The following is a 23552-nucleotide window of genomic DNA, read 5'->3' as shown; positions in this document are numbered from 1 at the left end:
GTATCCAAGTAGGTGATTTTCGGCGTCGTCCCACGAGATTAATTTTTCTTGAGCTTGGCTTTCTCGATCAATTTTGCAATCCGTACATATTCGTTGCGTATCATGCCCATCGTTGCCTTGCTGTCAAGTGAAGTGAGCTCCATACCCATGCCGGCAAATTTACTCTTTAGCTGGGGGTCAGCCAGCACGCTTTGCAGCGCCTCACTCAACGCCTTTTGTGTCTGTTCAGGAGTCGATGCGGGGGCAAACAGCGCAACCCAAGCAGTGAGCTCGGCGTCCGGGTAGCCTGCCTCAACAATCGATGGAACCTGAGGCAATTCAGCCATGCGGTTGGCCGAGGTTGTGGACAAGGCGTTCACCTGCCCCACTTTTACGCGCTGTAGCGAGCCAACGCTCGGATCGAAGCCGAACGTCACTTCACCCGAAAGGACTGCTTGTACGCATTGTGCGCCGCTCTTGTATGGAATTTCGGTAATATCAACACCAGCGGCAACCTTGATGGCTTCGCCTGTGAGTTGTGCCGTGCTGGCCGGCCCAAACGATGCATAGCTGAGTTTGCCAGGCGACTTGCGAGCAGCCTCGATCACATCTGCCAGCGTCTTGTAGGGAGATTTTGGCGACACTATGATTAGGTTGGGAAACGACGCTACCGTACCAATGGCGGCAAAGCTACGCAGTGGATCGTAGGTTACATTTTCCATCAGCTGTGGGCTGATCGTGAACGCTGCGTTGGAGCCCAAAAACAGCGTATGTCCGTTTGGTTCTGCGCGAGCGACCGTACTGGCCCCGATCATTGTGCCTGCACCGGGGCGATTGTCAACAATAACGGGCCGGCCTAGGATGGTTTGCAGTTTTGGCTGCAGGTGGCGTGCAATCGTATCGATCGTGCCGCCTGCTGCATAAGGCACGACTATCTGGATAGGCCGATCTTGAAAAGTAGCGTCCGCCGCTGTCGCCGCACCGGCAGCGCAGGTTAGCAACGTCAAAGCCATGGTTGTTAGGTATTTTTTTAAGAGTTTCATTGATGTCTCCTTGTGAGTGTTGTCATGAATTCCAACAAAAATCAAAACAGTTCCAACTTGCGTGCTTTGTCTTGGAGCAGTTGGGGCGGAGCAAAACGTTCGCCATAGCGTTCAGCCATGCAATGGGCACGATCCACGGCCTTCTCCAACCCGTAGGAGTTCAGGAACTGAAATACCCCTCCGGTCCAGCGCGGAAACCCGATGCCGAGGACTGAACCGATGTTTCCGTCGCCCGCGTTGTCCAATACCCCTTCCTGTAAAATCCGCACGGATTCCAGCGCCATGCAGAACAGCAAGCGGTCTTGCTTGTCCTGCTGAGAAATCTGCGCGTCCGGCCGTAGGAAATGAGTCGCAAGACCGCTCCAGAATTGCTTTCCGCCGTCTGCGGGGTAGTCGTAAAAGCCGCCGCCGGCAGCACGGCCCTTGCGGCCGAATTCTTCAAGCATGCGCTCCATTACTGCGTCGGCCGGATGCGGTGGCAACGGGCGTCCTTCAGCGGCAAAGGCCTTTAGAGTTTCCAGTCGGTTGTTGTAAGACAGGCTAAGGCTCACCTCGTCAAGTACCGCCAAGGGGCCGACCGGAAAGCCTGCGAACATTGCTGCAGCTTCGATCGAGGCTGGATCCTGACCCTCGCCCAGCATGGCTACGCCCTCGCGCGTAAAGGTGCTGAATACGCGGCTGGTGAAGAAACCTCGGCTATCGTTGACGACGATAGGGGTTTTGCCGATCTGCATGACGAAATCGAGGGCCTGGGCCAAGGTTTCCTGCGAAGTCCGGTTGCCCTTGATGACTTCCACCAGCTGCATGCGATCCACAGGCGAGAAGAAGTGCAAGCCGATAAAACGCTCTGGTCGGCCTGAATTTTTGGCAAGTCCGCTGATGGGCAGAGTGGATGTATTGGACGCCCAAACTGCGCCATCGCCGAGCAACGGCTCGACGGCGCGGGTGATTTCACCTTTGAGCTCAGGGTTTTCGGGCACAGCCTCAATCAACAAATCGACATGGGCTAGATTCTCGTAGCGATCAGTCGAATGAATGCGCGCGACGATTTCCTGGCGTTTTGTTGGATCGACTTCGCCTTTCTCCTCGCGCTTGGCCAGCAATTTTTCGGCATGGATACGCGCTGCGTCGGCTTGGGCAAGCGTGGCATCCTTGACCCAGACGTCGATGCCGCGCGCTGCTGCCACATAGGCAATTCCTTTGCCCATCATGCCGGCACCAAGTACCGCCAGGTTTTTGACCTGTTTCTTTGCAATCCCCGCGGGACGTTGTGCGCCAGATTTGATTTCGTTGGCACGAAACCAGAAAGTGCCAATGATGTTCTTGGCGACCTTACCGGTAACGATTTGCACGAAGTAGCGCGTCTCGATTCGGCTAGCGGTATCGAAATCGACCTGCATTCCCTCCACCGAAGCGCTGAGGATTGCTTCCGGCGCTGGATAACAACCACGCGTCTTGGCTCGCACTTGGGCAGCAGCAGCTGATATCCAGCGTTTGGCCTCTGGACTGTCGTTCCAGCCGCCGGGCGGCCTATAACTGGGCGCGTCCCAAGGCTGGGTCGCGGTCGCGGTAGCGGAAATCCACGCGCGAGCACGGGCCAGCAGAATCTCCTGCGTGTTGACGAGTTCGTGTATCAAGCCTGCCTTGAGCGCTTCGACAGGCGAGAGAAGTTTGCCGTCCTGCAGATAGGGTTGGCTTGCGGCCAACCCCAGCAGCCGGTTCATGCGCACGATGCCTCCTGCACCCGGCATCAGGCCCAGCGTGGCTTCGGGCAAACCGAACTGGACCTTTGGCCGGTCCAGTGAGATGCGGTAATGGCAGGATAATGCGATTTCAAATCCTCCTCCAAGCGCTGTGCCATTAAGGGCCGCTACGACCGGTTTGCCTAAGGTTTCGAGCCGGCGCAGGGTTTTCTTGCCGCGTTCAGTGGCCTCGAATAGTGTTTGCGCATCGGCGGGCTGCATGTTGTACAGGCGCTTGAGGTCGCCACCGGCGAAAAATGTGTCTTTGGCTGACGTCAGGATAATGCCGGAAATGCTGTCTTTCTCTTTTTCGAGCCGAGTGACCATGTCAGCCAGACATTCGCGCATCGCATCGGTCATGGTGTTGACGCTTTGCTCAGGCGCATCGAAAGTGATCGTCACGATGCCGTCGTCGGTCTTGTGGTATTGAATCGGGGCTTGCATCAGGTTAGTCTCCGTGAACAGGGTCCAGGCGTTAGAGGCGTTCAATGACGGTGGCTACACCCATGCCGCCTGCTGTGCAGAGGGTAGCCACGCCGTAGCGCAATTCCCGGCGTTCCATTTCATCGAGCAAGGTGCCGAGGAGGATCGCGCCGGACGCTCCTATGGGATGCCCCATTGCGATGGCGCCGCCATTGACGTTGATCTTGTCCAGCGGTACGTCCAAGGTTTTTGCAAAATAAAGAGGGACAGCTGCGAAGGCTTCATTTACTTCGAACAGCTCGATTTGGTCTATGCGCAGGCCTGCTTTGGCGATTGCTTTCTGGGTAGCCGGCACCGGGCCTGTAAGCATCAATGTGGCATCTACCGTTGCCAACCCGGTGCCCAGAATCCGCGCACGCGGGCGCAGGCCTAACTCTGCGCTTATCTTCTCGCTGCCAACTAGCACCAATGCCGCTCCATCGACGATCCCCGACGCGTTGCCGGCAGTATGCACCGCATCGATGCGATCAAGTTGGGGGTAGCGCTGGCGCGCTACTACACCATTGGCCATCGCCGATACCCCACCGAATGCCGGCTTGAGCGCTGCTAGCGAAGCTGCGGAAGTGTCTTCGCGAATGTATTCATCGTGGTCGAGCACGGTAATGCCATTGGCGTCGCGTACTGGCACGAGCGAACGACCAAAGCGGCCTTCGCAGCGAGCCTGTGCCGCCAATTGCTGCGAGCGCAGCGCAAAGGCATCCAGCGTCTCCCGGTTGAAGCCGTGTAGCGCGGCGAGCATGTCCGCACTGAAACCCTGTGGCACATACCCGATCTTTAAACTAGTGGCCGGATCGTAAATCCAGGCGCCACCGGTGGCACCTAGACCCACGCGGGACATCGATTCGACGCCGCCGGCAGCGATCAGATCGTGCCAGCCCGATCGTACTTTTTCCGCTGCTAAGTTGACTGCTTCCAGACCCGCGCCGCAAAAGCGCTGCAAAGCCATGCCGGACACGCGGTCCCAGCCACCCGGTGCACACAAGGCCGCAATCCGCGGCAAACATGACCCCTGATCACCCACGGCAGAACTAATGCCCATAATGAGGTCATCCACGCGCGTGGGGTCCAAGTCGTGACGCCGACGCAAAGCGTCTAGTAGTGTTACGACCAGATCGATAGGCTTGGTTTCATACAAGGTGCCAGCACCAGGTTTGCCTCTACCCCTAGGTATACGAATGGCATCGAAAATTAAGGCTTCGGACATCGGAATCTCCAACGTTAACACATCTAATGGAACAAGTGTCTCGAAATAACTTGATTACGTCAAGTTAACTTAGCATAATTAAGGAAAAGGAGTAAAATAGTGGAACATCTGTCTCATATTGAAGAGGAAATAAAACCGAGCGATGACAAGGTCGTCAGTGCCTTAGCGCGAGGTATACAGATACTGCAGTGCTTCAGCAGTACAGCGCCCGAACTCAGTGCTCGCGAGCTAATCGCCGCCACGGGATTATCCAAAGCAACTTTTTTCCGGCTGACCTATACCCTATGTTCGACAGGCCTGCTGCGCTATACCGAGCTGACAGGACGCTTTGCTCCTGCGCCTGGCCTATTGACTCTCGCGACTCCGTTACTTGCCCGTATGAATGTACGCCAGATCGCTTTTGGGCAAATGCAGGCCCTTGCGGACAGGGTGCACGGCCAAGTGTCTTTGGCACTGGGGGCGGGCTTGGACCTAGTATTTATTGATCTGGCTCAGTCTAGGGATTGCGCAACTTTCCGGCCCGCGATGGGCGCTCACATCTCGCTGTCGCGCACGGCATCGGGGCGTGCATACCTGTGCAGTATGCCAACTGAGCAGGCAGACGCCTACATGGACGAATTAAGAATCAGAAATCCAGAGCATGCCGAAAGGCTCACTGAGCGATTGGATGAGGCGCGCCGCGATTTGGCCAATCGCGGCTTTTGCGTCGGACATGGGGATCTGCAACGTCAAGTGGAGTCGGTGGCTGTTCCGGTACGGTCGACGACATCCGATGAAATTTATGTGTTTGCCTGCACCGTCTCAGCCTTCGAACTAACGTCTGGACAACTACTTGACGACGTAGGCCCAAGGCTCGTAACGCTGGCCCATAGTGTAGAGGCTTCGCTGGGGCGAAATCCGGATACTGGGTCCCATTAATGCCAAAGCTCCCCATTTCCTTTCCCACTTTTCATATGAGTCATTCATGAATTTTGACCTATCGCCTGAACAAGAAGCCTTGCGTGACGCCGTCGCGCGTATCTGCAGTCGCTTTGACGATGAATACTGGTTAAAAAAAGACACCGAGGGGGGGTTCCCGCATGAACTGCATCAAGCCTTGGCAGAGGCTGGCTGGCTAGGCATTTGCATTCCCGAGGAATACGGCGGCTCGGGTTTGGGTATTACCGAGGCGGCACTGATGATGCAGACCATCAGCGAATCTGGCGCCGGGATGTCTGGCGCCTCTGCGGTGCATATGAACATCTTCGGCCTATCCCCAGTAGTCATTTTCGCCAATGACGAGCAGAAGCGCCGCATGCTGCCGCCGCTGGTCGCCGGTAAGGAGAAGGCGTGCTTTGCTGTCACCGAGCCCGATGCGGGATTAAACACAACTCGGCTCAAGACTCAGGCGTTACGCGAGGGGGACTACTATATAGTCTCCGGTTCCAAAGTCTTCATCTCCACCGCACAAGTAGCCGAGAAAATGCTTATCCTTGCGCGCACTACGCCCCTGGATCAGGTAAAGAAACCCACTGACGGTTTGAGCTTGTTTTATACCAATCTCGATCGCCGCTTCGTCGAGGCGCGAGTGATTGACAAGCATGGCCGCAAGGCAGTGGACACCAACCAGCTCTTCATCGACGGTCTCAAGGTGCCGGTGGAAGATCGCATCGGCGAGGAGGGCAAAGGCTTCCACTATATTCTGCATGGCATGAATCCCGAGCGTATCCTGATCGCCTCCGAAGCTATCGGTCTAGGCAAAGCGGCCCTAAAACGCGCCGCTCAGTACGCGAACGAGCGTATCGTATTCGACCGGCCTATTGGGAAAAACCAGAGTATTCAGCACCCGTTAGCTGAACGCTGGATGGAGCTCGAAGCGGCCAACCTCATGATGTATAAGGCAGCGGACCGATTCGACCGCGAACTATCCTGTGGAGCTGAGGCAAATGCTGCCAAGTATCTTGGCGCCGAGGCTGGTTATCAAGCTTGCCTCACGGCAGTGATGACGCATGGCGGTTATGGCTACGCCAAGGAATACCATGTTGAGCGTTACCTGCGTGAGAGCCTGATTCCGCGAATCGCCCCTATCAGTCCGCAATTGATCATGTGTTTTATCGCCGAGAAAGTGCTCGGACTTCCGAAATCATATTAAGCCAAGCTCTTGCGAAGGAGAGTAAAGATGGACACACCCACCACCGTGGATAGACTTGCCTACTGGGCTCAAGTCTGCCCTGATAAGATGGCATTGTGCTTGGTTGACGACATCGGCCAGGCAGTCAGCACATTGACCTATCGCACACTGGACCAACGCGCCAACGTAGTAGCGCAATGGCTCCTCGGCTTGGGGTTGGAGGCGGGGGACGGTATCGCTCTGCTGATGGAAAACCACCCGGACCTGTTTGCCCTGGCATGGGGGGCGCGGCGAGCCGGACTGTACTACACTCCGGTCAGCGTGCACCTTAGCCCGCATGAAGTGAACTACATACTTGCGGACTGTGGAGCTCGCTTGCTAGTGGCTACGACACAAACCGCCGCACTCGCAGGCAGCGCAAACGATTCCGCAGTGGCGGGCGTGCATGTCGTGAAATACCTGCTGGACGGACAGGCTGAAGGGTTCCGCTCGTTTGAACAGGAAATCAAGGCGTATGCTCCCGATGCTTCGCTGCCGGAGCGCATGGTGGGCCGCGACTTCCTGTATTCCTCAGGGACCACGGGCAAACCGAAAGGCATCAAGCGTCCCCTTACCGCATATGCCGATCGTTTCCGCGACTCCTATGACGCAGTGGTGTGGCGCGAATTTTTTGGTTTCGGTGCCGAGACCATTTATTTGACGATGGCGCCGCTGTACCATGCTGCACCTTTGCGCAGCACGATGCGCAATATCGATTGGGGAGGTAGCAATATCATATCCAGCCGTTTCGATGCGGAGCTGGGCTTGCGCTTGATTGAGCAATACCGCGTTACTCATAGCCAATGGGTGCCGACAATGATGATTCGTATGCTGGCTTTGCCGGAAAGTGTGCGAGCTGCATCCGATTTGTCCAGCATGCGGGTAGCCATTCATGCTGCAGCACCGTGCCCGCCCGAAGTCAAGCGGCGCATGATCGAATGGTGGGGGCCGGTGTGGTTCGAATACTATGGCGGCTCCGAAGGTATTGGACTGACAGCGATTAACAGCAGTCAATGGTTGCAGAAACCTGGCTCCGTAGGCTTGGCTTTACTTGGCAAGATCCACATCAAGGACGAGAGCGGAAATGAGCTGTCTCACGGACAACAAGGGCGCATCTATTTCTCCGGAACGCCCCGCTTTCAGTACCACAATGATCTGGCGAAGACCGAGGCGGCATATGACAGGCAAGGCTGCGCCACATTTGGCGACATTGGTCATGTTGATGAGGAAGGGTATTTGTACCTTTCAGGACGGCGCACTGATTTGATTCTCTCCGGCGGGGTCAATATCTATCCCAGTGAGGTCGAAAACCTCATCGTTACCTACCCTGGCGTGGTCGACGCCGCGGTAATCGGCGTCCCGCACCCCGAATTCGGTGAAGAGGTCAAAGCTGTGGTCCAGCTTCAAGATCCAAGCCGTGCCTCACCTGCCGTCGGCTCGGACATCATCGCTTTCTGTCGTGCACACCTTGCGCACCTGAAGTGTCCGCGCAGTGTGGATTTTGTGTCTGCTTTGCCGCGACTGGAAAATGGCAAGCTCTACAAGCGGCTCCTGATGAGTCGGTATCAGGAAGGTAGCCAGCCGTAGTATCTGGCCCTCCCTGTCCAAACATTTGCTATTTATAAGGATTCATGACGATGCGCGCAGTATTTCGAGAAGACCACGAGCAGTTCCGTGACCAGGTGCGTCGGTTTGTCCAGCGCGAGATTGAACCGCATCACCATGAGTGGGAAAAGGCAGGCCTGGTGCCGCGCGAAGCTTGGCTAAAGGCCGGGAAGGAGGGTTTGCTGTTGTGCGCGGTGCCCGAGGAATACGGCGGCGGCGGCGGCGACTTCGGACACTCGATCGTCGTTATCGAGGAACTGATGCGCGTGCTCGCTACCGGCCCCGGCTTCCCTTTGCATTCGGACATTGTTGCGCCATATATCCTGACGTACGGCAGCGCCGAGCAAAAGCAACGTTGGCTGCCTAGAATGGCACGGGGCGAGCTAATCGGCGCCATCGCAATGACCGAGCCAGGGATCGGAAGCGACCTCAAATCGGTTCGTACCACGGCACAGCGTGTTGGAGATCACTACATCCTCAGCGGTCAGAAAACCTTTATCACTAACGGCGTCAACTCTGATCTTGTGATTGTAATCTGCAAGACTGACCTTTCTGCCGGCACGCGGGGCATTAGCCTTGTCGTGGTGGAGGCCGGTACGCCAGGGTTCACAAAAGGACCTCTGCTGGAAAAGATTGGCCTCAAAGCGCAGGATACCAGCGAGCTTTTCTTCGACGACGTGCGCGTCCCCGCTTCCAACTTGCTGGGTGAGGAGGGAAAGGGTTTTGGCTATCTAATGCACCAGCTCGCACAGGAACGGCTCATGATTGCCGTGCGCAGTCCGGTTGTGATGGAGACAATGCTGGAAGAAACCATCACCTATACGAAGAGCCGCAAGGCCTTCGGGCAGCAGGTGTTCGACCTACAGAATACGCGCTTCAAACTAGCGGAAATCAAGGCTAAGACTATGGCATGCCGGGTTTTCGTGGATCACTGTATTGCACTGCACTTCGAAAACAAGCTATCGACCGATATGGCGGCGATGGCCAAACTCTACGCCACCGAGGCCCAAGGAGAAGCTGTAGATCAATTGCTGCAGTTGCATGGTGGCTATGGCTTCATGCGCGAATACCCGATCGCCCGCGCCTTTGTGGATAGCCGGGTTCAGCGCATCTACGGCGGCACATCGGAAATTATGAAGGAAATCATCTCGCGCGGGCTTTGAGGTTGCCCGAAAAACCTTCGGATACATGTCATAGTCCTAAACACGAACGGCATTTTAGCTTCCCCCATCTACTGTGGTGCGGCCTTTAACAACGTTGAAAGTGGCGGAATCGGTCAAGCGCAGTGCCGGCGTGATCTGCAACGATGTAACCGAACTGGTCAATAAGCTCACACCATAGCAAGCAACGCCATCCATTGCTGAGGAGGCTTCTCCAAGGTGCCGCAACCTGCGTTCAAAGGTGGCTCCCGGATAGACGGGCGCTTCCTGGCGTTACACGCAATAACGAGCGCTGGCCATGATCTGGAAGTAATTCCGGGACGACGCCAGTGATTCTTCTTCAGACCCCAACCACCATACCCGGTTCGCTTAACCGTGGGATTGGTATAACATCCTTATTGCAACGGAACCATGCCAAGCGCGTGGTGTTTGGCTGCATGAATCTGGCAACCGGGCATCGCCTGTTCCTGGTCCGACGCCAGCAACGCGCGCAAGACTTCCAGGCGTTCTTGCGCCTGGTGCGACACCATTATCGTGGCTATCGAGTCACGATGGTACTTGATAGCCACGAGAGTCACGCCGCGCATGCGTCACAGCTTCTGGCAGCACGCCTGGGCATCCGGCTCCTGTGGTTGCCCAAGCGTTCACCGGAGCTCAACCCGATGGATACGTTATGGGGACAAGGCAAGGATGCAATTTGCGCGAATAAGCAGTTCTTCGCCTCAATCGACGAACAGGTCGCAGCGTTCATCGACCACCTTAATGGGCTATCGAACCAAGAAGCACTGCAAACATCAGGCGTGCGATCACGCAAATTCTGGCTCAGGCGCACAGTGATTTGTACACCTGCTTAGCATTTCGCGCGCAATAAGGCCATAAACTATCCCACACCGCTTCGTTTGGTATTCTCTTGTATGCCGGGTATGTATTACACGGAAATCCCCAAACCGCTCCGGCAAAGTCACGCCAGGGTATGCCCGCCCGTTACCGGTACAGCACCGCTTCAACAAACAGGCGGTTGTCTTTGGCCGTCCTGCCAACATGCCCGTCCCGTCCGGGCAGCCAATCCTTGATCCGCTCCCACTGGTCGTCCCGTAATCCATAACGTCTTGTCATCACTGCTCGGCGCGCTCTACGTGGCGATCATTGCACACACCGTGCAAATGACCGAACAAGCAGCCTTGAGTTCGGTTACTTTCGTCCGGCTTAGTAAGTCCGGAAAGGCCCGTGTTCAGAAGGGGAGGTGAGCCACTAATTTCGTTCCTCAAGCCACACGACTGCTTGTGTGAGATCGTTATAGAAGACGCGGTAAGTACCCTCTCCAAACTGACCAAAGGCGAGCCGCGCCAGAAATGCAATTCGAGTATTGGGGACCAAAATCGCGCGTCGCAAAGGTATCGGGCCATACTTCTTCCATGCATCTGAGTCCATGTTTTGTTGCAAGATGGCGAGCTGAACTCCGGGATCTTCCATCTCAAGTGCGTCGTACAATACCTTGACTTGCTGCGTATCCTTGACCAGTTCGACGACACGGTCCTGACACTCCCTCAGTATCTCCTCGGTACACTTTCCACGGATGCGCGCCGTAATGATACCGCCTACCGGCTCTACCCAAAGCTGCTGATGATTCATATGAAGATCTACTGTATCTTGTCACTGTGATCATAAGTGTAACAGATGTACCGGTGTCACCAGGGATGCTGTGGAACTGTCCATTTACTGTCCCGTGGCTGCGGGGTGCGACAAAGCTTGCTTTGTGGTCTCTAGCTGCTGTTCCAGTATTGTCCGCTCCTGAGTCCAGGCAAGCTTTTCCTGGGCGAGCACGTCAATCTGCAAGAGCGCGATGTGAAGCTGATCTGCCCTGATTTTGCTTTCGCGTTCATGTGACGATTCAACCAAACGATATTCCAGGACCGACTGCTCCAATTGCTTTATCTGGGAATTGGCATCGTCTCGCGCGCGTGTTGTCTCCTGCAGCTGCTCCGCCAGGCGATCGCGGGCGAACCGCATCGTTTGAGTCTGTTCACGAAGGATGCCCAACTCGTTGCGCAAGCTGTCATGTTCAATGGTCAGAGAGGAGAGAGCAGAGTCTCGTTGCGCCAACGTAGCCTGCAATCCAGCAACCTCTCTGTTGGCTACTATTAGATCATGTTCGTGCCGCGCAATGCGCTGCTCGTAATTCCTTCTTTCGGCCTCACGCTGCGCGGCCGTCGCCTCCTGGTAGTGCGCGAACTGTTCGCGTGTTTCAGACAACTGATTATTGAGCGTCGCAATCTCAGTCGCCCGGTCCGTTAGTCGTTGCTGCAAACCGGCTTGCGCCGCCTGCAAGGCGGCCATGGCGACGTTCTGCGCGTGAAATCGCTCCTGCAATTCCGCCAGTGCCTGTCTGGTACTCACCAGCTCTTCTTGCACGACGAGGTTCTCTGCCAGCGCCTTGTCTTTGTCAGCCTGCAGCTGCTTGGTTTGAACTTGCAATGCCTGTATGGCCTCACTGTGCTTCTGCTCGAGGGATTCACGCTGCTGCGAGAACTCTGCCTGCATATGCTCATGCAAGCCCCGTACGGCACTGAGCAAGGGCGCAGGCAAAGTGACCTCGGCGACAGCCGTGTCTTCCTGCTCGGCTCGCCAGCGTTTCAGAAATGGCGCAAGGGTGCTCTTGCTGCCGGTGCCGCCCAGGGCTTCGCGGACGCTGTCGACGGTCGGGCTTTTGCCGGCGGCAATGAGGTGGGCCGCCGCGCGGGCGACATCGGAATATTGAATGCCGGTTCGTGCCATGACAAACACCCTAAATAGTGTAGTGTATTACGTTCAACGTAATAATACATGAAATTACGCCGCGCCGATTCGTCGATTCCGTTCAAATTAGGGTGTGATAAATGGGTTTATCGCGACTGATAGCTGATTTGAAGGTGGTATGCTCCTGTATTGACCGGTACAAGTCCCCGAAAAAGCATGAAAACAGCGCTTCACCCCGCCCCCCAACCGCCTGAGCACCCGAACGAAGACCGTGGCAGCTCGCTCACGTTGCGTACCGCCGGTACATCATTGAACGCGGAACTGATACGTCAGCACCAGCAGTTGCTCGCGGCAGCAACGTCCGACAATACCCGCCGTGCGTACCGTTCGAGCATCAGCCATTTCCTGGCGTGGGGTGGCAGACTGCCCTCTGATGAATCGATGATCATTCGGTATTTACTGGCATATGCCGAGTCACTCAACCCGCGCACGTTGGCATTGCGACTGACGGCGCTTTCGCAATGGCATCTCCATCAAGGCTTTCCAAACCCGGCTGCGACGCCGACCGTGCGCAAAACCCTTTCCGGCATCCTGCGTACTTACGGCAAACCCAAGGCCAAAGCCAAGGCTTTGCCAATTGAAGACCTGGAATTAATTGTTTCAGCGCTGGCGGGTCAGCCGACGCTAAGTGCAACAAGGGATAGCGCTCTGCTGCAGATCGGCTTTTTTGGCGCCTACCGCCGCAGTGAACTGGTGCAACTCACGGTGGAAAACCTGGTCTGGGAACGCGAAGGCTTAATCATTACCTTGCCACGGTCGAAGACCGATCAGGACGGGCAGGGGATCGTCAAGGCGATTCCTCATGGGGATGATTCGTTCTGTCCAGTAAATGCGCTCAAGAGATGGCTGCAGGAGGCCGGCATCGAATCCGGACCACTGTTCCGCCCGATCAACAAGGCAGGCATCGTTAGTGCTCTTGCACTGCATCCAGCAAGCGTCAATGACATTCTTGAACGCAGCGCCAGGCTTGCCGGACTGGACTACGTGCCGATGCTCTCAGCTCATAGCCTTCGGCGCGGGATGGCCACTAGCGCATATCGTGCCGGCGCAAGTCCCCGAGACATCAAGCGGCAAGGCGGCTGGCGCCACGACGGGACGGTGCAGGGCTATATTGAAGAGGCCGGGCAGTTCGTGGAAAATGCGGCCGTAGCACTACTGCGCCGAAACCGAAAAAAATAGCTAGCTTGTCACGCCTGAAAACGTAAGGCAGAAGCCAATTGCTTGGTTGTTCTTTCGCTTCGCGGGCATGCAATCCAATTAACACAACGTAACCAAAACGCAAATAAACGGTAATAAAAAATCACGACGTTTCTTTGTAACATATGGTTCCTAAAATCAGTTTCCTAAAGGTAAAATTATGCAGACGATAACTTAAATACAACAGGTGAGTAAGTGAGCAACCAAGATTCGATTGCATCGGCCCAGCCAGAACAGCCCACACGGTTCAATATCTTTACGGAACTCGATGCATGGGCTGCCGGCTTGGAGACTTGGCAGCAATGTGCACTGTCGAAACTGATTTGCCAGCAAACACTGTCTGACGCTGACCTCACGACAATTTTCGACGAGTTCCTGTGGGACCGTGGGTTAGCTCCAGCGCCGGAACAGCGGTGCGCCTATGAAATGCAGGCGCCACAAGCTCAACCACAGGACACAGCACCTCTTCGTCTAACCTCCGTGGATAACGTGGTCGGCGTGAACGCCCTTACGCCGGGACAGCAACTTCAAATCAGTCCCCAGCTAACGGTCATCTATGGCCCCAACGGCTCCGGGAAATCGGGCTACGCCCGTATCCTGAAAGCTTCGTGCTTCACGCGGTCCAAACAGCTGTCCATTCTCGGCAATATCAACTTAACCGCTGCCGAGCGCCTGCCGGTTTCTGCGGTGTTCAACATGAGCGACGGGTCGGTACAGCATCTCACGCCAGGTACGCCGAACAAGGTCTTGCGCGACAACTTCGCGGTATTTGATAGCAGCTGTATCCGGGTGCATACCGATGACAAGAAAGCCTTTGTCGTCACGCCGTACCTGTTTGATGTGTTCCCGCGGATGGTAGAGGTTATTACGGAGGTGAACAATCGTCTCAAGGAGCTAAAGCGCAGCCGGATGGTGAATCTAGATGTGTTTCGTCTTCCCGACGGCAAGTCAGAAGTGGCGGCGCTCCTGAATAACCTCTCGGCGAAATCCAACCGGGCCCGGTTGATTGAGCTGGGGACATTCATTGAACAAGATGCGCATCGGGTAGCGCAGATTGAACACGACATTGAACAACTAAAGAAGTCAGACCCGGCCGAGCTCATCAAAAAGAAAAGCAGCGCGCTGGCTGACCTCACCACGCTAGACACGAAGCTTGACGCCGCCGTCAAGAGCTTATCGGTGGATGCCACCGCACCAGTGGCGAACACAATCGCCGAGTTGCAGGGGCTGCGACAGCAAGCCAAGCTGCTGTCGACGGCTGCTTTTGCGCAAGAACCGTTGCAGCCAATGGGCACCTCCGGATGGAAGAACTTGCTGACAGCGGCACTGGCCTTCAACAGTGAGGCGTACCCGGGACATGCGTTTCCTACCGACCACGACGCGGCGCGTTGCGTACTGTGCCAACAACAGCTTCAACCAGACGCTAAGGCCAGGTTACAACGCTTCCAGCAGTTCATGACCAGCGACCTCGAGCGCAAAATCACGGTTAGCATGACTGCGCTAACGGCAGCGGCAAAAAAAATAACCAACGTCGACCTAGCGCTGTTCTCCGCGGACTCGACCCTGCGACGTACAGCGGACGAGCTGGCGCCGGATCTATCGCCTGAAGTCGACCGCTTGCTCGGCATCCTGCAGTCACGCAAGGATGTGATCCAAGCGGCGGTGAAAGTAGAGGCGCCGTTTACCGTACCGGATGCCAAAACGTCGGCATTCAAGCAGATTCGTAGCTTGCAGGAAAGACTTACTGAAGAAATCAACACCTTCAAAACCAAGGACGTTGCCCAAATCATCAAACAATTGCAAACCGAGTTGATGCTCTTGCAGGAACGTAAAGTTCTTGCTGGCCACCTGCCGCATGTCCTGTCCGCCATGGACCATCTTTTCTGGCTGGAGCGTGCGAACAAGACGCCTCAGGTTTCACCTCGCGCGGTCACCGACCGCCAGAAGCAATTGATGACGAAGCTGGTGGGAACTGGCTTCCGTGAAAAGTTTCATTGGAATTGCGCCGAACTGGGTGTCAGTCTCCCGCTCGATTTCAAGTTCCGCGGTAACGATGGAGAAGCCAATCGCCAGCTCGAGTTCGACACGGTTGGCGGGGAGGAGGCCAACTTGTCCGAGGTATTGAGTGAGGGAGAACAGACGGCGGTGGCCTTGGCCGACTTTCTGACGGAGGTCGCACTCAATGAACGCTCCGTCGGGGTGGTCTTCGATGACCCGGTCTCGTCCATGGATCACGTCAGAAAGGAAAGCATCGCCAAGCGCCTGGTGCAAGAGGCTAAGCACCGGCAAGTCATTATCTTTACCCATGACATTCTGTTTAGCCATCACCTGGCCAACGAAGCCGAGATGCAGGGTAACACCTTCACCTTCTTTGGCCGCACCGTCAGTAAGAACCACGATGGGGATGTCGGCTGCATCGACTATCTGGTCTTCCCGCACACGCACTATGAAGGCGAAGCCTTGAAAAGAGCGGAGGACTACTTGCATAAGGCGAAAGCCCTGACCGGCGCTGCCCAGCGGGATTACCTAGAGAAGGGCTGCGGCGCGCTACGCACAGCTTATGAAGACTTTATTCAAAAGCAGCTGTTTGCAGACGTTGTTCGCCGCTGGCGAGAGAATATTTTGTTCAAACTCAGCAAGGTGTATATCCCCGATACCATCGGTGGAGAAGTAGATGCGCGGATGGGCATGCTATCCCGTTACATTGATGCGCATTCACATTCAGAAACGTTCCACGAACTCCCATTGACCGTAGATAGATTGATGTCCGAGGTTGCGCAACATAAGGATATTGTTGCGCGCTACAAAGCGGCGAAAAAAGCATGGGAGAAAACACAGACCGACGCGGCATTTGGTTGAGCAACCGTATTTCTCTAGGTGCCTTGTGTCGCCAGATTCATCTCAAGCATTGAAAATGCTCAAACATGACTGGCGCGTATGCAGGGGTTTGCTGTGTTCACCTAATACCAATCCCAATTCATGACATGACAGATGAGATCGATGGATTTTTTCGTCTGGCGAGGCGTGGGAGGAATCCATAGCGGGGCTATGGATGACGAGCGCAACGCGGCCAGGCGGGAAAAGACGCGATCTCATGTCATGGAATGACTTGGGATTGGTATAAGCCCCACATGATTACCCATCCCCATTCCCGTTCTCCGCGCGCATTCGCCGCGCTTCTCTGATACGCCGCGCGCGCTGATAGCGGCGGCGTTCCCACGAATTGTCCGTCCGCGTCCTTTCCGCGGGTAGTGTTGCATCCTTTCTCATTGACTGGCGTTCCCGACTGAAGCAGCTGGAAGCGGACTTTCCGAACTTCTGTGAAGTTATTAAGTATATGGAAATCATGTATGCGTTGGCCGAACACCGCGACCACGTCGTTCGCTTTGACCCGCTGCTGCTCAATGGTCCGCCCGGCAGTGGCAGGAGCTATTTTGCGGAGTGCCTTGCCGAGTTCATTGGCGCAGGCTCTCGCACAATTCACACGGAAACGGCGCAGAGCAGCGCCGCGCTCGTGGGTGCGGCCGATTTCTGGAGCAACAGCAAACCTGGCCAGTTGTTCAACATGCTGAGTGTGGCAGCACGATGGCGCCTCAATGCACCTCAATGCCAAGAGGCTCGTTGATCACACAGGGCTGCTTGGGGCGCTCAATAATATCAAGTGCAGGGATTTTCGCTAATCACAACTGCATAAACGAAATTGCCTTGGTCGATGACATGGAAATGCGTTGGCACCGCATATCAGCAACAGTCATTCCGCTGCAGTAGAGAAAATTCGCCCAATAACTACAGGCCCACATTGAAATGTGGGCACAAACATGGGATAGTGTAGTTCTTCATTTGGCAATATGCGGCGAATGTACTTGTTGCCGTTTTTCTCCTTGCCTTCTATGCTTTACCACGTAACGAAAGTAGTATGTCTGCAACAGAAAACCAACTTGCAAAGACGTCCGTCGCGACTTTCGCCGAGCTTGGCATCAGTGAAATCATGTTCCCCAAGGATTTTACCGCGCGCTACGTGGCAATGGATGCCAGTGGCTGCTGGTATGTCTTCGACGGACATCCTACGTACGAATCTGGCGAATGGAGGATACGTAACGGTTATTGGATGGAGCTGAGGATCAATGGGATTGACGGCGGCCTGCATCTTCCCGAGTGCGCAACAGGGGTGTCCGCGGAAGACAGTCTGATCGAAATCAGCGAGGCAACTTGAGTGTTTGAGTTGAAACGCATTCTGCTGGAAAAGTCTCGGCTCAAAGAGAGGTAAGAACTGGAGCATGGGCAGTTCCAACTCGTCGAGTACACAAAGATCGTGTTTGGCTAGAGAAGGTGGAGGGCAAGCCATCTACCATCTATGTCGAACATAATCGCGAGGTCATTGAGGTATCGGTATCCCAGGTACGTTCGGCAAGGCGTCGTGTAGAACGACGAAGTGCCTCGTGACACGCCCGACGGCAGCGCAGCTGCCAGAGTAAAATTGAATACTCATACAGCAAACCGGAATTAAAGAGTGCAGGGTTATAAGCGCAAAATCGTCTATATCGGGATTTATGAAGCGATCGCCATTGCGATCTGCGGCGTGAGCTTTGCCGCAGCGTCCCAAAGCAGCCTGAAGTCAGTAGCCATCCTATCGATCGCCACCTCTGCAATCGCGGTGATTTGGAACTGGTTCTACACCACAGTATTTGAGGCATGGGAGTCTCGCCAAAGCAAACGCGGTCGAAGCATCAAGCGTCGCATCGGACATGCGATAGGCTTTGAAGGTGGTCTGCTCATGATTTTGGTACCTTTGAGCGCCTGGTGGTTGCATGTGAGCCTGTTCCAGGCATTGATGATGAATCTAGGACTTGCTGCTTTCTTCCTCTGCTATACCGTCGTGTTCAACTGGGCCTTCGACAACGTCTTTGGACTGCCAATGTCGGCTCGCGCTTGGCTACAAACATGGCCCGGCGTACGCATAGCTTTCCAGGGTGCGTTAGTGCTGCACAATTTTTATGCAATCTATAGTCAAGCCGCATGTGCGCTCAGTCCTAAAGTCGCAATAGTATGTTGCCCACACGGTTATCCACAGATTTTGTGTAGAGATAGAAAAGGATTCACGCGTATGGCGAACGACTTCAAGATGAACGATATCGACATGATGGCAGGTGCATGCGTTGATGCCATTGAAAGCATGGAGCAGGATCCGCACTGGCGCAGTGCGTACACGCACTTGGTGGACCCGGAGCGGGTGCTTCAACTGATCGCAATCGCGCGGCTTCAGACGACGGAGCACGAGCGGGAAAGAGTCAGCGAGGAGAAGCTGTGTGCGCTCGGAAAGCTGGTCCGCGACCTAACCGGTTATTTAAAACTAGTTACAGGTGACAAGACTGACCCGGTGCGTGATGACCTGATATCAGACGCACGTAACCTGCTTGAGCAATCGGGTATATAGCTGCATCTGTTTACGCATGCAGTTCGGCCCGTTTTTACAGCGGTCAGGTTCACAACAGCTTGTGCCCTGCGTACCAGAAGGAGCAGGACCGCCGTTATTGCCAAATATAGATTTTTCAATCGGCAGGGGGGCATAACTCCGAATCTTTCAGCAGATTGCAGGCGGTGCTTGCGATTGCTTGCCGTTGCAACATTGAAAGCGCGATGGTTTTGTTGTCGAGGCTTGGCAACTTGTATGCGGCAGGAACGCTGCGTGACGCAACTGCCTGTATGATCCGCTTGCAGGCAGTGTAGAAAACCTGAAACGCTTCGTCCGTTTCGCAGCGTCGCACTCGATCAATATGCCGGTCTATCAAATCCACCAGAGCGGTGTCATATCCAGTGAATAGCACAGACTTGCGCCTGTGCGTGCTTGGTGCGTGGCTATCGGGGATAGGGAAGACCCACAATCCAGGCTGGCCGTCGAGGTCCCACCGGAGCACAGTCTGCCAATCGTCCGGCTGTATTCCTGTCATTAAGTGGGAGACATAAAATTCGATAGCTGGCACTGACCACTTGCTACGTGAATCATGAAGTGCGTTGATGAAACGTATGTAAGCTTGTGTACGACTGGCGGCTCCACCTGACGGGAACTGCTGCGACGTTTCATTGCATTGATCTTGCGCTGACTGGCTTTTTTCAAGCATAGAGCCTCCACTGGATGAGTACCGGTGATAGACAACTCAGCCTTCGTCCCTCATACCAACTTGATTTTGCGTTGCATACGAGTGGCTTAGGCGAAAGCCATTTAACCATTACATTGTATCGGTAACAGATTCACAAAAAATCTTGTGAACAGGAGATTGCAGCTTACCGGGCGCGCCATTGAATTACTGGTTGTAGAAAACTGGCTGAAGAAGAGTTTTGTCTTTTTAAAGGGGGTTTCAAAAGGCCGGTCTTAAGCCGATCGCGTTCAGCATGTTTGCCAGTTGACGTCTGATGCTTCCTTGCGTTACATTGCCGGTCCTCGGGGCGTAGCGCAGCCTGGTAGCGCACCTGATTTGGGATCAGGTGGTCGCACGTTCGAATCGTGTCGCCCCGACCAGTTTTACCCAGAGAATGATGGCCTTTTAAGGCTGACGATTCAGACGAAGCCCATCGAGCGGACCGTGGTGGATTCAGTACGAATGTCTTCTGGATATACGGTGTTGCGCCTGGCACGCAGCGCCCGGCCAAGCGCTTCTTTGCCGAGGATGCGCATGCGCCGCGGCGGCTCCACGGACAACCGCGCCAGCGCAGCTTCGGTAAAGTGCATCGTCAATTGTCCTTTCAAACACTCGCGCACCAGCGTCTTCACCAGCATCGCCGCAATCTGCAACGACTGCTCTGGCGTCGGTAGCGGCACTTCCACGATCCGGAAGCAGCTTTGGATCGGCTCCGAAATGCGGGTAAGATCATTCGCCGCTGCTATGTAGCAGACCAGGCTGGCGTCAAGGCGCAACTGTCTGACGCAGAGGTCGGTGAAGGATTTGGCCGTGCCGGGCTCGAGCATGGTAATCAGGCCCGTGGTTGGGTCGTAATAAGGCGATGATGCGCTACCAGCCTTGTCTATTTCATCAATAAAAAACAGTGGATTGCCATGCTTGCCGTAGACTAAAGCATCAAACAAAATTCCGGGCTTACTGTTTGACCAGTGTTGTTCGGATCCCGAGAGCGTTGCGTTGGACTGAGCATCCGCGAGACGAACGACGTTCAACGGCAGGCCGAGCAGTTGGGTGAGCGTATCGCAAAATAGAGTCTTCCCAAGCCCGGGTTTTCCGACGATTAGCAGCGGATCGAAGTGGATACTGTGATTGCCGAATGCCTGCATGATCAATCCGCTGCGTAGCACGTCAATGACTTCACCGAAGTTGGGCATCGTCCGCTCCAAGTCATCGAGTCGGCTCTCCCAGTCCTTCGGCAGGGTCACAAGGTCACGCCATGGGCCACGCGACGTCAAATGCGTGATCAGACAATCCATGCGATCCTGGTCGTCACGTTCTTTCATTGTTTCGCGGGCTGTGCGCAACGCTTGCAGGTCGTCCAGACAATACAGCTCGACCTGCGGCGCATCATCGCGTAACGGTTCCCACAGCGACGAGCCTTCTCCCTGTTGCAAGGGCGTGTGATGCATTTTGTCTTTTTCGTTCGAGGGGGGGAAATGAGAAGCGGCCGATTCAATGGGTTCTTGGCCGCTCGTATCGCTGCTGTCCGTTTCCACCTCGGGCTCCCAATCAAACGGAATGTCGTCGTCGACATCGTCGGCATTAAAGGGCAGGTCCAGGGAACGGGGAAGAGGGCGCGACTGCGGACGGTGCATACGATCCTCACAGTTAATTAATAAGATGCAGGGCGTGTTGAGTCGGGCCTGCCGGAAGGCAGAATTGACGTCACTAGACGCTCTGCAGTTTATTCATGAACCTCAATACGTCAAGTCAAAAACACACGACCCTACCTGTCGATGCGTAGCGGCACTCCTGGAGGCATTCGTATGAACCACGTGATTAAGCTGGCAGGACACCCGACGCCGTGCGGCATGGGGAAGTCGCAGTGCGACCCATGGCCACGCTGCTACGGCACGCGGCCGCGAGGAGTCGCTTGAACTGCTGGCGCCGATGGCAAGGGAGGAAATAGTGGTCGGCTATCAGAGGACGGCACAGCCGTTGCGAAGGCATGCGTTGGCCTTGCCTTGAGAACGCTTTACCGCGATAGATACTACGGCGCCGATTTGCTGCAGTCAGAGAAGTGCGGTATGCCACAATGCTTTTGGAGTAGGTCAGATAATAAGGGCGGCGCATAGACGCCTGACGTACTGACCTGAAATAGTGTTGGCTTGCGACTCGACTGTGCAAGAATATTCCCGAAGTACTGATGCATAGCGGTGCACGGCGGCATCGGTACGGCAGTGCCGCCGTGGACTGCGTTCAGTCCGGGCCATGAAACTAGATGGAGGATCGCCTATGCGAAACCAGTAGCCCTCAACAACTGAAGATCAGATTGCCGTCGACAGGCATGTCAGATTTTCGGATGACTGATGCTGTTGTGATGTCGGGTCCGTCATGGATGACGAGGACTCAGGGGGAGGCACACGCCGGAGTTTACGTCTCGATAATGGATTCGTCAATGCTCGCCTTGCTAAACAAGGCTTGGGAGGACACTCGCGCCTAAGGGTACCTTATTGCTCGCATCGCGGCAAGGCCGGATGCGTAACGGTGAGTATTCGCCGCGCGAATCGTTTCTTGTGATGCCGATGGAACGTGTGCCGTACCGGCAAGCTTATCTGTCATGCCACGCATGGGACGTCTTTCTCAGCGCAATTCGACGACAGTGTTGTGTTGATCTGATGGATAGGTGTGCTTCTGTCGATCCGCTTTGCCAGCGCATCAGCAACACGTTCATTAACGAGGAAAGTATGAAGCGAAAGAAGAAACACGGCGGTGCTACCGACAGGTCACGGGGCGCCCCGTCGTTAGAACAGGCAACGCCGTTTTCTGGTACCGCGGTCACCCATTACACCGCGCACGCAGTCGACTGCCTGAAACGCAGCGCTGAAGGCCTTGCCGCAAACGGCCTGCTGCACGAAACGCAGAACGTAGAGTACGTGATCAAACAACTGCTCGGGGGTGTGAAATTTCGCTTGCCTGACGCGGGTGACTTGCTGGGCTTGGGCGCCACAGAACTGCGGTTTGCAGCCGATGACCTCGGCCTATTGCGATTGCCGTATCCGGCCACCGTCCTGGAATACACGTACGCGTACGACAAACAACGCTTGCGGCATGCGGGGTCCGCGCGCTCCGGGCGCCGCGTGACGCTCGTTCTTGACATACCGCCTGGTGCCGGTAACGCTTCGGTTCTCGAATCCTGGGTGGCTGCAGTACCTGGATTTTACGAGCAGGGCGGATTGATTGTGGTGCCGGTATGGTCGTCCGATCATCAGCTTGATCATTTGCGAAGTGTACTGGGCAAGCGGGTCGATAGCCTTGAATGGATTGTCGGAACGTCGTTCGCAATGATCCCGCGGTGCCAGGTGTTTCGCGACCAGTTCCCTGGGCCGGCGCTGATAGTCGGTGACCTGCACGTTGCGACGGGGCTGTTACTTCCGTTTGCCGGCGAGATGCAGCTATGCGCATTTGGGCAAACTGCATTGAAAGGGTTTGTGAGAGATGTTGCAGATGATGTACGGGCGACGCTGCAGTTCTTGCTTGCTCTGTCATGCACGAACGTTGAAGTGGCGGTAGCCACGGCAAGGACATGCTCTTCCAAGCTAAACCGCAAGCGACGAAATCAGGGAAAGACACCATTCGACATCTACCGGGAACTGTACGTTATTCCGATGCGAGCAAATGGAAAGCAGGCACCGCTTGACGACAATTCATCTGGTGCCGCCAGCCGGCTGTCGCCGCGCATGCACCTGCGTCGCGGGCATTGGAGGATGCTAGGGACTGGAAGGCGGGTCTGGGTCAATAACACCACTGTCGGCACGAGTACGAATGGACACGTACACAAGATCTATGCGATTGGCTCCGGTTCCAAGCCCCATGCCGCTCAGGATGATGCCGTGCCTGACGAGTCACGTGATGTCGCTGACGCACTTGACCCCGGCTGGTAGCAGCCATCCATTGCGTCGGACCGGACAGACCGGGGTACGGAGTCGGCTAGCCGCGGCTGCGCACGACTAGGGATAGCACGCCAGGGTCTTCCGCGCAGAAATCCGAAGATATCCAAAATATTCTCGGATTTTGC

17 protein-coding genes, 1 tRNA gene and 2 pseudogenes are annotated in these 23552 nt (G+C 55.4%); 12 read left to right on the top strand and 8 right to left on the bottom strand.

Features of this window, described 5'->3' with window-relative positions; genetic code table 11:
• Positions 1 to 38: 38 nt before the first annotated feature.
• Genes FH061_RS22560 through FH061_RS22550 form a run of 3 tightly spaced genes read right to left on the bottom strand, consistent with a single transcriptional unit; the run spans position 39 to position 4451 of the window.
• On the bottom strand, positions 39 to 1022 hold the full coding sequence (locus FH061_RS22560; protein ID WP_151638091.1) for a tripartite tricarboxylate transporter substrate binding protein: 984 nt from the start codon (positions 1020 to 1022) through the stop codon (positions 39 to 41).
• 41 nt (positions 1023 to 1063) lie between these two features.
• Entirely contained in the window at positions 1064 to 3208 is a 2145-nt protein-coding gene (locus tag FH061_RS22555; RefSeq protein ID WP_151638090.1) for a 3-hydroxyacyl-CoA dehydrogenase NAD-binding domain-containing protein, read from the bottom strand.
• 31 nt (positions 3209 to 3239) lie between these two features.
• Positions 3240 to 4451, bottom strand: coding sequence for an acetyl-CoA C-acetyltransferase (locus FH061_RS22550; protein WP_151638089.1), 1212 nt, complete (start codon positions 4449 to 4451; stop codon positions 3240 to 3242).
• Positions 4452 to 4550: 99 nt separating this feature from the next.
• Here FH061_RS22550 and FH061_RS22545 point away from each other — a divergent pair, with 99 nt between their 5' ends.
• The 5 genes from FH061_RS22545 (at position 4551) to FH061_RS22525 (ending at position 10219) form a co-directional block, all read left to right on the top strand.
• Positions 4551 to 5369, top strand: a complete 819-nt coding sequence (locus FH061_RS22545) for an IclR family transcriptional regulator (protein WP_225984817.1) — start codon at positions 4551 to 4553, stop codon at positions 5367 to 5369.
• A gap of 46 nt (positions 5370 to 5415) precedes the next feature.
• The gene (locus FH061_RS22540; protein WP_151638087.1) at positions 5416 to 6582 is read left to right on the top strand and encodes an acyl-CoA dehydrogenase family protein; all 1167 of its coding nucleotides are present in this window, start codon (positions 5416 to 5418) and stop codon (positions 6580 to 6582) included.
• Positions 6583 to 6609: 27 nt separating this feature from the next.
• Positions 6610 to 8187, top strand: a complete 1578-nt coding sequence (locus FH061_RS22535; RefSeq protein WP_151638086.1) for an AMP-binding protein — start codon at positions 6610 to 6612, stop codon at positions 8185 to 8187.
• Between the two features lie 44 nt (positions 8188 to 8231).
• The gene (locus FH061_RS22530) at positions 8232 to 9368 is read left to right on the top strand and encodes an acyl-CoA dehydrogenase family protein (protein ID WP_225984816.1); all 1137 of its coding nucleotides are present in this window, start codon (positions 8232 to 8234) and stop codon (positions 9366 to 9368) included.
• A 326-nt stretch (positions 9369 to 9694) separates the two neighbouring features.
• The gene (locus FH061_RS22525) at positions 9695 to 10219 is read left to right on the top strand and encodes a transposase (protein WP_225984815.1); all 525 of its coding nucleotides are present in this window, start codon (positions 9695 to 9697) and stop codon (positions 10217 to 10219) included.
• A gap of 54 nt (positions 10220 to 10273) precedes the next feature.
• On the opposite strand, the pseudogene FH061_RS31855 reads toward FH061_RS22525, so the two are convergent.
• From FH061_RS31855 to FH061_RS22510, 3 genes and pseudogenes are all read right to left on the bottom strand, one after another.
• Positions 10274 to 10481, bottom strand: a pseudogene (locus FH061_RS31855) (transposase); the annotation flags it as partial.
• Positions 10482 to 10616: 135 nt separating this feature from the next.
• The gene (locus FH061_RS22515; protein WP_151638084.1) at positions 10617 to 10997 is read right to left on the bottom strand and encodes a SpoIIAA family protein; all 381 of its coding nucleotides are present in this window, start codon (positions 10995 to 10997) and stop codon (positions 10617 to 10619) included.
• Positions 10998 to 11081: 84 nt separating this feature from the next.
• On the bottom strand, positions 11082 to 12140 hold the full coding sequence (locus tag FH061_RS22510; RefSeq protein WP_151638083.1) for a DNA-binding protein: 1059 nt from the start codon (positions 12138 to 12140) through the stop codon (positions 11082 to 11084).
• A 177-nt stretch (positions 12141 to 12317) separates the two neighbouring features.
• Here FH061_RS22510 and FH061_RS22505 point away from each other — a divergent pair, with 177 nt between their 5' ends.
• The 5 genes and pseudogenes from FH061_RS22505 to FH061_RS31180 form a co-directional block, all read left to right on the top strand.
• A complete protein-coding gene (locus tag FH061_RS22505; protein ID WP_151638082.1) occupies positions 12318 to 13340 on the top strand; it encodes a site-specific integrase in 1023 nt (340 codons plus the stop codon).
• Positions 13341 to 13553: 213 nt separating this feature from the next.
• Entirely contained in the window at positions 13554 to 16217 is a 2664-nt protein-coding gene (locus tag FH061_RS22500; RefSeq protein WP_151638081.1) for an AAA family ATPase, read from the top strand.
• Positions 16218 to 16695: 478 nt separating this feature from the next.
• Positions 16696 to 16983, top strand: coding sequence for an ATP-binding protein (locus FH061_RS22495; RefSeq protein ID WP_151638080.1), 288 nt, complete (start codon positions 16696 to 16698; stop codon positions 16981 to 16983).
• Between the two features lie 291 nt (positions 16984 to 17274).
• Positions 17275 to 17571 carry a hypothetical protein gene (locus FH061_RS22490; RefSeq protein ID WP_151638079.1) on the top strand — a complete coding sequence of 99 codons (297 nt, stop codon included), beginning with the start codon at positions 17275 to 17277 and terminating at the stop codon, positions 17569 to 17571.
• Between the two features lie 297 nt (positions 17572 to 17868).
• Positions 17869 to 18285: pseudogene (locus tag FH061_RS31180) on the top strand (PACE efflux transporter); the annotation flags it as partial.
• Between the two features lie 622 nt (positions 18286 to 18907).
• Here the strand turns inward: FH061_RS31180 and FH061_RS22480 are convergent.
• Positions 18908 to 19477 (bottom strand): hypothetical protein, encoded by a 570-nt coding sequence (locus FH061_RS22480; protein WP_151638077.1) that lies wholly within the window; start codon positions 19475 to 19477, stop codon positions 18908 to 18910.
• Positions 19478 to 19798: 321 nt separating this feature from the next.
• Here FH061_RS22480 and FH061_RS22475 point away from each other — a divergent pair.
• Positions 19799 to 19875 (top strand) — tRNA-Pro (locus tag FH061_RS22475).
• A 39-nt stretch (positions 19876 to 19914) separates the two neighbouring features.
• Here the strand turns inward: FH061_RS22475 and FH061_RS22470 are convergent.
• Positions 19915 to 21129: an AAA family ATPase gene (locus FH061_RS22470; protein WP_151638076.1), complete on the bottom strand. Its 1215-nt coding sequence runs from the start codon at positions 21127 to 21129 to the stop codon at positions 19915 to 19917.
• Between the two features lie 882 nt (positions 21130 to 22011).
• On the opposite strand from FH061_RS22470, the gene FH061_RS22465 reads away from it, so the two are divergent.
• Positions 22012 to 23418, top strand: a complete 1407-nt coding sequence (locus FH061_RS22465) for a hypothetical protein (protein WP_151638075.1) — start codon at positions 22012 to 22014, stop codon at positions 23416 to 23418.
• The last annotated feature ends 134 nt before the right edge of the window (positions 23419 to 23552 follow it).

The organism is Noviherbaspirillum aerium, assembly GCF_008929045.1.
GTDB classification, from domain to species: Bacteria; Pseudomonadota; Gammaproteobacteria; order Burkholderiales; family Burkholderiaceae_D; genus Noviherbaspirillum; species Noviherbaspirillum aerium.
This window is presented reverse-complemented; position numbering and strand designations above follow the sequence as displayed.

What these genes read in the sequence shown, in the direction of transcription:
- FH061_RS22555 (WP_151638090.1), bottom strand. Translation starts at nt 3,208, where the DNA reads ATGCAAGCCCCGATTCAATACCACAAGACCGACGACGGCATCGTGACG.
- FH061_RS22515 (WP_151638084.1), bottom strand. Translation starts at nt 10,997, where the DNA reads ATGAATCATCAGCAGCTTTGGGTAGAGCCGGTAGGCGGTATCATTACG.
- FH061_RS22530 (WP_225984816.1), top strand. Translation starts at nt 8,232, where the DNA reads ATGACGATGCGCGCAGTATTTCGAGAAGACCACGAGCAGTTCCGTGAC.
- FH061_RS22480 (WP_151638077.1), bottom strand. Translation starts at nt 19,477, where the DNA reads ATGCTTGAAAAAAGCCAGTCAGCGCAAGATCAATGCAATGAAACGTCG.
- FH061_RS22540 (WP_151638087.1), top strand. Translation starts at nt 5,416, where the DNA reads ATGAATTTTGACCTATCGCCTGAACAAGAAGCCTTGCGTGACGCCGTC.
- FH061_RS22510 (WP_151638083.1), bottom strand. Translation starts at nt 12,140, where the DNA reads ATGGCACGAACCGGCATTCAATATTCCGATGTCGCCCGCGCGGCGGCC.
- FH061_RS22505 (WP_151638082.1), top strand. Translation starts at nt 12,318, where the DNA reads ATGAAAACAGCGCTTCACCCCGCCCCCCAACCGCCTGAGCACCCGAAC.
- FH061_RS22490 (WP_151638079.1), top strand. Translation starts at nt 17,275, where the DNA reads ATGTCTGCAACAGAAAACCAACTTGCAAAGACGTCCGTCGCGACTTTC.
- FH061_RS22550 (WP_151638089.1), bottom strand. Translation starts at nt 4,451, where the DNA reads ATGTCCGAAGCCTTAATTTTCGATGCCATTCGTATACCTAGGGGTAGA.
- FH061_RS22535 (WP_151638086.1), top strand. Translation starts at nt 6,610, where the DNA reads ATGGACACACCCACCACCGTGGATAGACTTGCCTACTGGGCTCAAGTC.
- FH061_RS22560 (WP_151638091.1), bottom strand. Translation starts at nt 1,022, where the DNA reads ATGAAACTCTTAAAAAAATACCTAACAACCATGGCTTTGACGTTGCTA.
- FH061_RS22470 (WP_151638076.1), bottom strand. Translation starts at nt 21,129, where the DNA reads ATGCACCGTCCGCAGTCGCGCCCTCTTCCCCGTTCCCTGGACCTGCCC.
- FH061_RS22495 (WP_151638080.1), top strand. Translation starts at nt 16,696, where the DNA reads ATGGAAATCATGTATGCGTTGGCCGAACACCGCGACCACGTCGTTCGC.
- FH061_RS22465 (WP_151638075.1), top strand. Translation starts at nt 22,012, where the DNA reads ATGCGTAACGGTGAGTATTCGCCGCGCGAATCGTTTCTTGTGATGCCG.